10 protein-coding genes are annotated in these 12,999 nt (G+C 63.9%); 8 read left to right on the top strand and 2 right to left on the bottom strand.

Translation table 11 applies throughout. From position 1 onward, the window contains the following. Window positions 1–219: 219 nt before the first annotated feature. Window positions 220–876: a response regulator transcription factor gene (locus VNC39_RS16640; RefSeq protein WP_325400773.1), complete on the top strand. Its 657-nt coding sequence runs from the start codon at window positions 220–222 to the stop codon at window positions 874–876. A 7-nt stretch (window positions 877–883) separates the two neighbouring features. Further along, window positions 884–2,269, top strand: a complete 1,386-nt coding sequence (locus VNC39_RS16645; RefSeq protein ID WP_325400774.1) for an ATP-binding protein — start codon at window positions 884–886, stop codon at window positions 2,267–2,269. A gap of 1,033 nt (window positions 2,270–3,302) precedes the next feature. Here the strand turns inward: VNC39_RS16645 and VNC39_RS16650 are convergent. Beyond that, complete coding sequence (locus tag VNC39_RS16650; protein WP_325400775.1) at window positions 3,303–4,730, bottom strand: aldehyde dehydrogenase family protein; 1,428 nt, start codon at window positions 4,728–4,730, stop codon at window positions 3,303–3,305. 147 nt (window positions 4,731–4,877) lie between these two features. Here VNC39_RS16650 and VNC39_RS16655 point away from each other — a divergent pair, with 147 nt between their 5' ends. The 5 genes from VNC39_RS16655 to qhpR all read left to right on the top strand — a co-directional run bounded on the left by VNC39_RS16655 (window position 4,878) and on the right by qhpR (window position 9,775). Next, on the top strand, window positions 4,878–5,882 hold the full coding sequence (locus VNC39_RS16655; RefSeq protein WP_325400776.1) for an ABC transporter ATP-binding protein: 1,005 nt from the start codon (window positions 4,878–4,880) through the stop codon (window positions 5,880–5,882). A gap of 12 nt (window positions 5,883–5,894) precedes the next feature. Further along, complete coding sequence (locus VNC39_RS16660; RefSeq protein WP_325400777.1) at window positions 5,895–7,043, top strand: ABC transporter substrate-binding protein; 1,149 nt, start codon at window positions 5,895–5,897, stop codon at window positions 7,041–7,043. Next, window positions 7,022–7,918 (top strand): ABC transporter permease, encoded by an 897-nt coding sequence (locus VNC39_RS16665; protein WP_325400778.1) that lies wholly within the window; start codon window positions 7,022–7,024, stop codon window positions 7,916–7,918. The genes VNC39_RS16660 and VNC39_RS16665 overlap by 22 nt, the downstream gene beginning before the upstream one ends. Beyond that, window positions 7,908–8,693: an ABC transporter permease gene (locus tag VNC39_RS16670; protein ID WP_325400779.1), complete on the top strand. Its 786-nt coding sequence runs from the start codon at window positions 7,908–7,910 to the stop codon at window positions 8,691–8,693. Before VNC39_RS16665 ends, VNC39_RS16670 begins: the two co-directional genes overlap by 11 nt. A gap of 71 nt (window positions 8,694–8,764) precedes the next feature. Further along, window positions 8,765–9,775, top strand: a complete 1,011-nt coding sequence (gene qhpR, locus VNC39_RS16675; protein WP_325400780.1) for an AraC-like transcriptional regulator QhpR — start codon at window positions 8,765–8,767, stop codon at window positions 9,773–9,775. A gap of 238 nt (window positions 9,776–10,013) precedes the next feature. Here qhpR and gabT read toward each other — a convergent pair whose 3' ends face one another. Then, complete coding sequence (gabT, locus tag VNC39_RS16680) at window positions 10,014–11,336, bottom strand: 4-aminobutyrate--2-oxoglutarate transaminase (protein ID WP_325400781.1); 1,323 nt, start codon at window positions 11,334–11,336, stop codon at window positions 10,014–10,016. Window positions 11,337–11,502: 166 nt separating this feature from the next. Between gabT and VNC39_RS16685 the strand changes: the two genes are divergently transcribed. After that, complete coding sequence (locus VNC39_RS16685) at window positions 11,503–12,999, top strand: PLP-dependent aminotransferase family protein (RefSeq protein WP_325400782.1); 1,497 nt, start codon at window positions 11,503–11,505, stop codon at window positions 12,997–12,999.

Here is a 12,999-nt window from a genome sequence, read left to right on the forward strand (position 1 = left end):
CGATCGAGGCGGTCGCAAACGCCCCCTCCGCCGGCTTCATGGCGGACCTCAGAAAAAAACGCATGGGCAAACTCCGGCGGGTAGATATGTAACTGGCGATATAACGGCGTTAACTGACGCGAAACTGACTCCGGCCCGCGCACCAGCATTCAGCGTCAGCTTGGCGTCAGGACGATCGTGGATACGAGGTTTCATGTTTTTAGATTCCAGGCTTAACTCATGAGAATTCTGCTGGTTGAGGACGAACCTGACCTCGGCGCCGCCGTGGAGGAGCATGTGCGTCAGGCGGGGCACGCGGTGGATTGGTTCCAGCGCTTGAAGCTGGCCGATGCCGCGATGAGCACCATTTCCTATGACGCGCTGCTGTTGGACCTGCTCCTGCCGGATGGCAGGGGCCTGGATTTTTTGCGCGGCCTGCGGGCGCGGCGGGATGCCATTCCGGTGGTGATCCTCACCGCGCGCGACCAGATCAGCGACCGGATCGCGGGCTTGAGCGCCGGGGCCGATGATTACCTGGTGAAGCCGTTCGATCTCGATGAGTTGATTGCCCGGCTGAATGCCGTGGCGCGCCGCTATTTCGGCACCACCTCCACGGCGCAGCAGTTCGGGCCGGTGGAAATCGAGCTCGAGGCGCGGCTGGCGCGGTTGGATGGGGCCGAAGTGGAGTTGACGGCGCGCGAATGGGCGGTTCTGGAGGTGCTGGCGCGGCGGCCCAACGCCATCGTGTCGCGTGAACAGATCGAGGACGCCCTTTACGCCTTTGAACAGGAGATCGAGAGCAACGCGATCGAGGTGTATATCAGCCGGATCCGGCGCAAGCTCGGGCGCGACTTCGTGCGCACTGCGCGCGGCCTCGGATACCGGATCAGGAGTTGAGACGATCATGGGTTATAGCCTGGTTTCGCGGCTGATCTGGCTATTGGCTTCGGCCATGGCGGTGTTGTGGCTGCTGGGCAGTGTAACCGCCGGCATGTTGACCGTGTTTGAGGTGAACGAGCGGCTCGACAATGCGCTGGTCGAGGTCGCGCAGCGCTTGCTGCCGGCCACCGAGGATGCGCTGTCCGCGCCGCAAGTGATGGATGCCAGGGCGCAGCAACTGGTCGCGACCCTGAATCCGAAGGCCCTGGCTTATCAGATCATGGCCCCGAACGGGTGGGTCGCGCTGCGCTCGAGCAACGCCCCCGCGGTGCCGTTCACGCCGCCGGTGTTGCAGAGGGGATTCAGGGACGTGCGGCACTGGCGCGTCTACACGCAGCCGGCGGCAGCGGGCGGCTATCTCATTGAGGTGGCGGAGCCGCAGATGCACCGGAGCGAAGCATTGCGCCGGGCGATCGGCCTGGCCGTGTTGCCGTTGCTGCTGTTTCTGCCGCTTTCCTGGCTGATGATCCGCTGGGCAGTGAAACGCAGCATGCGCTCTTTGATCCGTCTGCAGAGGGAGATTGGCCAGCGCGATGGTTCCAACCTGACCTGTATTCCCGAATTGCCGATGCCCTCGGAGCTGGTGCCGATCCATACCGCGGTGAACCGTTTGTTGGACCGGCTGCAGCGGGCTTTGGTGAATGAGCGGCAGTTCGCGGCCAACAGCGCGCACGAATTGCGCACCCCGCTCGCCGCGGTGCAGGCGCAGATGCAGGTGCTGGCGGCGCAACTATCCTCGACCGCCCATGCCGATCGGGCGCAGCGCATCGTCGCCCAGATCAAGGCGCTCAGCAATCTGGCGGAAAAGCTGCTGCAATTTTCCCGCGCCGAGGCTGGGCTGGCGCTAAGCCGCGAGCGCGTCGACGTCGTGCAGCTGCTGGACATTCTGATGGACGATTTCCGCCGCCTGGAGGGGGTCGACAAGCGGCTGGCACTCAGCTGGCCCGGGCAGGGATCCTTCATGGTGCTGGCGGATCTCGACATGCTGGGCATCGCTGTGCGCAACTTGCTGGAGAATGCGGTGCGCTACGGCGCCGCGGATGCGCCGATCGAGGTCTGTCTTGACGATGAGCACAATTGTTTGCGAGTCAGCAACGGGAGCGAGGTGGTGCCTCGCGATGTGCTGCTCACGCTGAAACAGCCATTTCAACGGGGCACCATGCAAGGCGCGGGCGGCGGGCTGGGCTTGGCGATCGTGGAGAAGATCATGATGCAGTTGGGCGGCACGCTGGAACTGGCGTCGCCCGCCGCAGGGCGCGTCGACGGGTTTGAGGTGCGGCTGGTTTTTTCGGCACGCGCCACACAGATCATTGGCGCCGCAGGCGCAACGGTGCCGGCTAACGCCGGATAGATGTTTGCAACGGATTGCAGGGCCATTTTCGGCCCCGCAACCGGGTGCGGACGCCCGTGGTACAGCGCCGTCGGAATTGAAATTGTCGTTGATTTCGCCTAAGAACTTCTTGACGAATCTTTCCACAGTTGTTGCGTCAGGTTAGACACGATCTGGCAAGTTTCAACCGGCGGCGCAGAAGCGAGGCCGCGCGTTTGGTTCCACCGGACAGCGTCGAATCGGCGGCCATTAAGCAATTCGGCCGTCACCAGTATGTTGGCATAGGGCGTGTAGACACTTTCGAAGTGAATCCGGATTTGCCAGTTTGGGCGATCCTGCTTGTCCGTGGTTCTCGATAAGGTCGGTGAAGCGACGCACGAACTTACCATCCGCGCCAGGTCTCGATCTGTATATCCCGGCATGGAACCTGTGACGACGACGGCAGCACTGCGGCTTGGGGCTGTTGCGCTGACGCCAGCCGGACCCGGTGCCGCGCAGCCACTGAGAAGCGAAACGACAGGCGCCAATCCAAAGATCATACGAATTTTTGAGGCTAACATTTCCGATTGTTCCCAAACTCCACGCTTTGACCCGGGAACAGGGGAGTGATTTCACGACATCGATCGATGATGGGCACTTTAACTCCGGAGAAACAATTTAAATCTCCGCGATACATAGCCGGGTAGGCTGACGTGAAACTGACAAAGCGACAGGTTGGAAAAACCTCGTCATGAGAGGCGTGCTCGCGTCGAAATCAGGTGAAACGATGCGCGGTGCACAACGATGCCGCATCACAGGCCGGGCACATGGCCGTGCCAAGAGGCGCACCGTGACAGCCTTAAATAACACCCCCTAACGGAGTGGTCGTTGACACACGGCCATGCTTGCCCGTTTTTCGGGGCGCGCCTCGGCCTATGCGACAGATTTTCTCGATTTTAAAATTCTCAGCACTGTGCTCGCAAATCAGCTAACTGCTTTGCGCGCCCAGGCCATGGGCTGGCAGTCAGGAGACGCGCCGGGGTTTCCCCGGCGCGGTTTCCTTTCGGCGGACGATTCAGTTGCCGTAGCCGACGATGCCCTTGATCTCCAAGAAATCGTGCAGCGCGAAATCGGCATATTCGCGCCCGTTGCCGGATTGCTTGTAGCCGCCGAACGGGGCGGTGAAGTCGATATCCGGGTAGTTCACGTACACGCTGCCCGCGCGCATCTCGGCCGCCACCGCGCGGGCCTGGAGTAGATCCCGGCTCTGAACATAGGCGGCGAGGCCGTAGACCGTATCGTTGGCGATCTCGATCGCCTGCGCCACGCTGTCATAGGGGATGATCGAGAGCACCGGCCCGAAGATTTCCTCGCGCTCGATGGTCATGCCCGGCTTCACGTTCCCGAACACGGTCGGCTGGGCATAATAGCCCTTGTTCAGCCCGGCGGGCCGGCCGAGCCCGCCGCAGGCCAGCGTGGCGCCTTCGTCGATGCCCGCCTTGATCAGGCGCTGCACCTTGTCCCATTGCATCTGGCTGACCAGCGGGCCGAGATTCGTGCCTTCGGCCCAGGGATCGCCGGTGACTTGGGCGGCGGCTTCGTCGGCGGCGATCGCCACGGCCTGGTCGTGCAGATCGCGCGGCACCAGCATGCGGGTCGCGGCGTCGCAAGACTGGCCGGAATTGATGAAGCAGGCGCCGATGCCTTTGCGCACCGCCTCGTCCAGGTCGACATCGGGAAGCAGGATGTTCGCGGATTTTCCGCCCAGCTCCTGTGCCACGCGCTTCACGGTATCCGCCGCCGCCTTGGCGACGATGATGCCGGCGCGTGTTGAACCGGTGAAGGACATCATGTCGATGTCGCGGTGCTCGGCCAGCTTTTGCCCGACCTCCGGGCCGGTGCCGTTGACCAGGTTGAACACGCCTTTCGGCACCCCGGCCTCATGCATGATCTCGGCGAAGATGAGCGCATTCAGTGGCGCGATCTCGGACGGCTTCAGGACCATCGTGCAACCGGCGGCGAGCGCCGGGGCGACCTTGCAGACGATCTGGTTCAGCGGCCAGTTCCAGGGGGTGATGAGGCCGCAAACGCCGATCGGCTCCAGAACGACGCGGGTGGTCCCGCGGGTTTCGAAGAATTCGAAGGTTTCCAGCTTGTCGATCAGCGCCTGGAAATGCCCCTGGCCGACGAACACCTGGACCTCCTTGGAGAAGCCGATGGGGGCACCCATTTCGCGGGTGCAGGCCTCGGCGATGTAGTCGTAACGGCGGTTATAGATTTCCAGGCACCGCTTCAGCAGCTCCAGCCGGTATTGCTTGCTGGTTTTTGAGAAGGTCTTGAAGGCCGCCTTGGCGGCGGCCACGGCCTTGTCGACATCGGCGGCCGACCCGCCGGAGATTTCCGTGAAAGCTTCCTCGGTGGACGGGTCGATGACTTGGATCGTGTTCGGCACCACCGGATCCACCCAGGCACCGTCAATATAGAATTTCAGGTTGTTCAACATGGTCACTCCTCCGGATGAGGCATGGTTATCCGCTTTTTGCTGTACGGCGCGGTTGACCGTGGAACACAACGCGGCTTGTGTTCCACGGTCAACCAGCATCGTGCCAAACCGTGCCAGCGTAATCGGAGACATTGGAGGGGGATTGGCTTGGCTACCGGTAATCAGCCCATCGTGCAGCTTGAGAGCGTCGCGAAATCCTATGGCGGCGCTGTCGCCCTGGCGCAGCTCGACCTGACCGTGAATGCGGGGGAGTTTTTTACCCTGCTTGGGCCGTCCGGCTCGGGCAAGACGACGACGTTGCGCCTGATCGCAGGCTTCGAGCGGCCGGACCAGGGGCGGATTCTCCTGGATGGCGCGGATGTGGCGGCTCTTCCGCCTTTCGCCCGCGCCGTGAACACCGTGTTCCAGGATTACGCGCTGTTCCCGCACCTCACGTTGATCGAGAATGTCGCCTACGGACTGCGCGCCAAGAAAATGGCCAAAGCCGCCGCCCATGGCGAGGCGGAGAAGGCCCTGGCCGCCGTGCGGTTGGCGGAATTCGGCGGGCGCAAGCCGGCCCAGCTTTCCGGCGGCCAGCGCCAGCGCGTGGCTCTGGCGCGGGCGATGGTGAACAAGCCGCGCGTGCTGCTGCTCGATGAGCCGCTCGGCGCGCTGGACCTCAAATTGCGCCATCAGATGCAGGCCGAACTGAAGCGCCTGCAGCATGACACCGGCATCACCTTCATCTACGTGACGCATGACCAGGATGAGGCGCTGTCCATGAGCGACCGCATCGCCGTGTTCTCGCAGGGAAAGATCGAGCAGATCGGCACCGCGTTCGACCTTTATGAACGCCCGGCTTCGGCCTTTGTCGCGGATTTCGTCGGCAGCTCCAACTTGCTGGGTGGGAACAGGCTGCTGCGGCCGGAAAAAATCACGCTCCTCGCCCCCGGCGCCACAGCCCCCGACGGGTATGAGACACGTAACGGGATCGTGCGCGAGGCCATCTATCTGGGCGCGGTCACGCGTTATCATGTGGCGTTGGCCGCGGGGACCGTGCTGTCGGTGATGGAAAGCAATAGGCTGCCCGTGGGCGAACGCCTGCGCTTGGGCGTGGGGGATGCCGTGCTGGCGGCATGGCCGCGTGCGGCGGCAAGAGATATCGAAAAATAAAGGGAGAGCAATATGAGAAATGTTTTGAAAAAGAACCTGGCGCGGGCCGTCCTCGGCCTGTCCATCTCGCTGCCGTTCATGCAGGGCGCGGCGGCGCTCCAGCCGTTGCAGGCGATCGGCAAGGGCGAAGGCGTGCTCAACGTCGTCGCCTGGGAGGGCTACGCCCAGGATGACTGGGTGAAGCCGTTCGAGGCCGCCACGGGTTGTCAGGTGAACGCGAAATATGCCGGCTCCTCGGACGAAATGGTGGCGCTGATGCGCTCGGGCGGCGGCAGCCAGTACGACGTGGTCTCGGCCTCCGGCGACGCGACGCTACGCCTGATCTACGGGCATAACGTGCAGCCCATCAACATGGCGCTGATCCCGGCCTGGAAGAATTTCATTCCGCAGTTGAAGAGCCCGGCTTTCAACACCGTGCACGGGGTGCATTACGGCGTCTCCTATGAATGGGGCCCGAACACGCTGCTTTACAGCACCAAGACTTTCCCCAGCGCGCCGACCTCGTGGTCCGTGATCTATAACCCGCAATACAAAGGCGCGATCACCGTGCCGGACAACCCGATCCAGATCGCGGACGCGGCTTTGTATCTCTCGAAGACCCAGCCGACGCTCGGCATCACCGACCCGTATGAGCTGAACCAGACGCAGATGAATGCGGTGGTGACGCTGCTGAAGTCGCAGGCCAAGCTGATCAAGAAATACTGGGCGCTGGCCTCGGATGAGATCCAGCTCTTCACCTCCGGCGACGCGGTGGTGGGCGCGGCCTGGCCGTACCAGACCAACACGCTGCAGGCCGCGAAAGTGGCGGTGGCCGACACCATCCCCGCCGAGGGGGCGACGGGCTGGGCCGATACCTGGATGATCGCGGCGAAGGCCAAGCATGTGAACTGCGCCTATGAGTGGATCAACTGGGTGACGACGCCGAAAGTGCAGGCTCAGCAGGCGATCTATTTCGGCGAGACGCCGGCCAACACCCTGGCCTGCCGGGAAATGGACGCTCAGCAGCCCGGCGCCTGCGCGCAATATCACGCCAATGCGCCGGCCTCGTATTTCGACCGCATCAAGTTCTGGAAGACCCCGCTCACCACGTGCGACAACGGCAAGAATGACTGCCTCGACTATTCCGCCTGGCAGCGCGAATGGCAGAACGTCAAGGGCTGAGGATGCAGCGTTTTCTCTCGGCCTTCGGCTGGCGGCATGAGGGGGCGGCGAATGCCGCCCTGCTCGGCCTGCCGGGCATCTGGTTCGCGTGTTTGTATCTGGCCGCGATCGGGGCGCTTCTCGTCACCGCCTTCTGGACGGTGGACAGCCTCAGCGGCAATCTGATTCCGGGCTTCTCTTTCACCAATTTCCAGCAGCTTTTGTCGGCCCCCGTCTATACCAAGATCGGGTTGCGAACGATCGGCATCGCCGCTTCCGTAACGCTGACCGATGTCGTGCTCGCCTGGCCGATGGCTTATGCGATGGTGCGCCTGGCCGGCCCGAAGCTGCGCGCGGCGCTGATGGCGGCGGTGCTGGTGCCGCTCTGGTCGAGCTATCTGGCCCGTGTTTACGCATGGCGCCTGATTCTCGCGCATGACGGCGTGCTGAACTGGGCGCTGACGGAAATCGGGCTGCCCGGCCTGCATATCGGCTACAGCAATTGGGCCATGTGGATCGTGTTCTCGTATCTATGGCTGCCTTTCATGATTCTCCCCGTCGCGGCGTCGGTGGAGCGCATTCCGCCGAGCCTGCTCGAAGCCTCGGCCGATCTCGGCGCGCACGGGCTGGTCACCTTCCGCCGCGTGATTCTGCCCATGGCTCTGCCCGGCATGGTGGCCGGGGCGATCTTCACGTTCTCGCTGACCCTCGGCGATTATGTGACGCCGATGCTGGTGGGCGGCGAAGGCTCGGATTTCATCGGCAATGTCGTGTACGCCAATGTCGGCGTGACCAATAACATTCCATTCGCCGCGGCTTATGCCGTGCTGCCGCTGGGCGTGATGGCGATGTTTCTGCTGCTGGCCCGCAAACTGGGGGCGTTCGATGCACTCTAGGTCCCTGATCTGGGCCGCCGTGGCGGCCACATTGGCGTTCCTGTTCATCCCCGTCGCGATCATCATCGTCTATGCGTTTTCGGCGGCCCCCATCCCGTCCTGGCCGATCACCGGCTTTGCCGTACATTGGTTTGCCGATACCTGGAACGACGAAGAAGTGCGCGCCGCGCTTTTGCTCTCGGTGGAGGTTGCGGGGGTGGCGACCATCCTCGCCATCGTGCTCGGCACGCTGGCGGCAATGGCGGTGGCGCGCATGAAATCGGCCAGCCGCGAGGTGGTGAGCTTCATCGCCGTGCTGCCGATCGCCTTGCCCGGCATTCTCACCGGCATGGCGCTGGCGGCGTATTTCGCCTTCTGGGGCGTGAATCTCTCTTATTGGACGATCGTGGCCGGGCACGCGACCTTTTGCGTCGTGATCGTGTACAACAACGTCATCGCCCGGCTGCGGCGCATGCCGCGCTCGCTGACCGAGGCTTCGGCCGACCTCGGCGCGGATGCCTTCCTCACCTTCCGTCGGGTGCAGATGCCGCTGATGGCGAGCGCGATCGGCGCCGGGGCGCTGCTCGCCTTCGCCCTCTCCTTCGATGAGGTGATCGTGACCACGTTCACCGCCGGGGCGCAGAACACGCTGCCGCTCTGGATCTTCGGGGCCATCCGCCTGGGGCAGAAATTGCCGGAGGTGAATGTGGTCGTGTTCGCGATCATCGTGTTCACCGCGATCCCTGTGCTGCTGTCGCAGAAGCTGATCGGCGAGTCCGGCAGGGTTGCGCGCTAGTCCGGCACCGCCTAGACATTATTTACAGGGAAAAACGACTCACACCGCAAAACGAGGTGGAGTTTTTAGCAATGAGCCAAACGGCAAGGGTGGCCCGGGTGGCCACCGCCGGGTTATTGCCGTTCCTCGCGCAAGCGGGAGCCGATGCGGACCGTATCATGGGTCCGGCGGGGATCGATGCCGGGCAGCTGGATGAAGCTACCGAGGGCAGCATTTCGCTCGCCGCCTATGTCGAGATGATGCAACGCGCCGCTTTGGTTTCCGGCCAGGACGATTTCGGCCTCCGCTATGGGCGCCAATTTCCGGCCTCCTGCCATGGGCTGGTCGGGAATATCGCGCTGGCCGCCCCCAGCATCGGCATGGCGCTGCGCCAATTCGCCGATCTGTTCCCGCTGCATCAGGGAGCGAGCGAGGTGAGGCTGGTGGCCGAAACCGGGCTGCTGCGGCTGGAATACCGGATTCTCGACTGGCGGATTTTCGACCGGCGGCAGGATGCGGAATTGAGCCTGGCGATGTTCCAGAACCTGCTGCGCCAGGCCTACGGGCCGGGCTTTGCGCTTGAGGAAGTGCATTTTGAACATCCCGAACCGGGCGAACGGGCGGCGCATGCGGCCACCTTCAATGCCCCGGTGTTTTTCGGCCAGCGCACGAACGCGCTGATCTTCCGCCCCGGCGATTTGCGCCGGCCGATGCCGGGCGCGGATGCGGCCGCCTTTTCCCGCCGGCTGGCGGAGGCGTTTCTGCGCCGTTCGCCGCACGGCGTGGCGCCGCTGCCCGACCGCGTGCGGGCGGAAATCCGCTCCCGCCTGCCCGAAGGCGCGCCGCCGATCGAGGATGTCGCCGCATCGCTGGGGGTGGCGCGCTGGACGCTGCAACGCCGTCTGGGCGAGACCGGGCTGACCTATGCCGGCGCGGTCCAGGAGGTGCGGCGTTGTCTGGCCGAGAGCTATCTCCGCCAGCCGCATTTGAGCATTTCCTGCATCGCTCAGCTTCTGGGCTATGCCGAACTCAGCCCGTTCAGCCGCGCCTGCAAAAGATGGTTCGGCGCCTCGCCGGAGCAGATGCGCGCCACGGGGTTTTAATCCTCGCCAGGTCGTCCCCGATCGTCATACAATTCGTCATTGTTTCGATCCTGAGCATCTTCGCGTTTTCTGCGTTCAGTCAAGGGTTTACCGCCTTCGGCGGCGCTTCGCGCCCTTGACTGAACGCAGAAAACGCGCGGAAAATGCAATGATCGAAAGAATGATGATCCATCAATGTCGGGGCGAACCGAGCAAAGTCATGGTCTAGAGCCTCGAAAATTGCCCCGCGCCACGCGGCTCACGCCTTCAGCAAGGCCTCTTCGAGACTGCCGAGCGCCTCGTCGAAAACCGCGTCCGGTATGGTGAGCGGATAGAGAAAGCGAATGACATTGCCGTAGACGCCGCAGGTCAGGAGAATCAGCCCGCGCTCCAGGGCCAGGGACTGAACCTGTTTGGCGAAGGCCGGCAACGGCTCGCCGGTGGCGGGGTCGATGAATTCGGCGCCGACCATGCTGCCCGGGCCACGCACGTCGGCAAGGACGGGGATCCACGCCCGCAGCGCGTTGAGGCGATCCTTCAGCCGGTCGCCCAGCGTGATGGCGCGCGCCTCCAGCCGCTCGTCGTCGATGACGTCCAGAACCGCGTGAGCCGCCGCGATGGCGAGCGGATTGCCGGCATAGGTGCCGCCCAGCCCGCCCGGCGCGGCTTCATCCATGATCTCGGCGCGGCCGACCACCCCGGCCAGCGGCAGGCCGGCGGCGACGCTCTTGGCGAACGTCATCAGATCGATGGGGACATCGTGATGGGAAGATGCGAACAGCTTGCCGGTACGGGCGAACCCCGCCTGGATCTCGTCGGCGATGAGCAGAATGCCATGCTCATCGGCAATCGTGCGCAGCCCGCGGACGAACGCCTCGGGCATCGGGTAGAATCCGCCTTCGCCCTGAACCGGCTCGAAGATGAAGGCTGCGACCCGCTTGGGATCGATATCGGTCCTGAACAGCCGGCGGATGTGGTTCAGGCCATCCTCGACGCCGACCCCATGGATCTCGTTGGGGAACGGCGCGTGGAACACGTCGCCGGGAAAGGGGCCGAACCCCGTTTTATAGGGTACGACCTTGCCGGTCAGCGCCATGCTGAAGAAAGTGCGTCCGTGGAAGCCGCCGTCGAACGCGATCACACCGGGCCGCCCCGTGGCCGCTCGGGCGATCTTGATGGCGTTTTCCACGGCTTCGGCGCCGGTGCTGAGGAAAATTGTTTTCTTGGCCCAGCCGCCCGGTGACCGGCGATTGATCTTCTCCGCAAGCGCTACATAGGAGGCATAGGGCACCACCTGGTAGGCGGTGTGGGTGAAGCGCGCGAGCTGTGCCGTGACGGCGGCGATGATGCGCGGGTGGCAATGGCCGGTATTGAGCACCGCGATGCCGCTGGCGAAGTCGATGTAGCGGCGTCCTTCGATGTCCCAGATCTCGGCGTTCGCGGCGCGGGCCGGATAGAAGCTCTCGAGCACGCTCACGCCGCGCGGGGTGGCGGCCTGTCGGCGTGCCTCCCATGCCGCGTTGGTGCCGCTGAAGAATTCCTGGTCGGACGGTGCCTGGGAGGCAGTGGCGCTCGGCAGCATGTTTTTCTCTTTCGCAAGCGCACGGTGACATCGTGCATGGGAATGAAGTCACGCGAGTCCGGGTGCCTCAGAATCGAACAATGTGGACCAACAAAACAGATCCACCTGAATAAAAATAATGGTACCACTATGCGTATCGATACCGATCAAGTTGGGACGCGCTGCGATGACCACGATTGCCCTCTCTGACTGGTTGCTCGAACGTCTGGACCGCGATCGTGGGCCGCCGCTTTATCGCCAGCTTCATAGCCTTCTGCTCGGCGCGGTTCTGCAGGGCCATCTGCCGGCCGGCGCTAAGCTTCCGTCGAGCCGCCTGCTGGCAAAGGAGCTGGGGGTCGCGCGGAACACCGTGATCGAGGTTTACGAGAATCTACGCGCCCAGGGCTGTCTGGAAGGCCGGCATGGCAGCGGCACCTTCGTGGCCGATCTGTCGGTCGATCTCATGGTCGAGCCGCCCGGTGCCGATGACGACACTCGTCCCCCTCATCCGCCGCCTGGCCGCAAAGCGCCTGAACTGTCCCGGCGCGGCCAGGCCTTGGTCCGCGGTGCGCGCTTTTCGTCGGTCCAATGGGGCGCCTTCATGCCCGGCGTCCCGGACGTGACCGAATTTCCCGCGCAGATCTGGACCCGGCTGCACAACCGCCATTGGCGCCGGCCGATCGCCGAGCGGCTGAGTTATGCGCCGGCCGGCGGTTTGCCTGCCTTGCGCGTGGCGCTGGCGGCGCATTTGCGCGCGGCGCGTTCCGTGCGGTGCGAGCCGGAGCAGATCATCGTCACCACCGGCACCCATCAATCCATGGATCTCACCGCCCGCCTGCTCGCGGACCCGGGCGACAATGTGTGGCTCGAACAGCCTTGCTATTGGGGGCTGCGCAGCTCGTTGCAATCGCTGGGGTTGGCGCTGCATGCCGCCCCCGTAGACACGGAGGGCCTGAACTGGTCGGCGGGCGCCGCCTTGCCCGTGCCCAAGCTGGTGATCGCGACCCCGTCGCACCAATATCCTCTGGGCATGGTCATGAGCCTGGCACGTCGGCAGGCATTGTTGGAATATTGCCGGCAGAACCGTAGCTGGATCATCGAGGACGATTACGACAGCGAATTCCGTTACGGCACGCGGCCCATTCCCTGCCTGCAGGGACTCGATGGCGATGGGCTCGTGGTCTATGTCGGCAGTTTCAGCAAGACGCTCTTTCCCGGCCTGCGGCTCGGTTTCATCGTGGCCCCGCCGGGGCTTGCCGAGGCCTTCGCCCGGGGGTCCGCAGAGCTTTACCGGGAGGGCCAGCTTCAGCAACAGGCGATCCTGGCCGACTTCATCGCCGAGGGGCATTTGAGCGCGCATATAAGGCGCATGCGCGGTCTCTACGCGCGGCGGCGGCATTGTCTGCTCGGCGCGGTGGCGCAAGAATTCGGCGACCAGCTCGAAATCCTGGGCGACAATGCGGGCCTGCATCTGGTGCTGCGCCTGCCCGCGGACATCGACGACATGGCCGTCGCCCGCACGGCATTGGCGGCCGGAATCGTGGTGCGGCCGCTCAGCCGGTATTATGGCCATGACGCGGACCCGCAACGCGGCCTGCTGCTGGGCTATGGCTGCGTCACGGAGGCAGAAATCGCATCTTCGTTCGCCAGGCTTGCCCGGGTCTTGCGGCAGCATGGCGCGTGA

The sequence above is a fragment of the Acidocella sp. genome, from assembly GCF_035535915.1.
Classification (GTDB): Bacteria; Pseudomonadota; Alphaproteobacteria; order Acetobacterales; family Acetobacteraceae; genus Acidocella.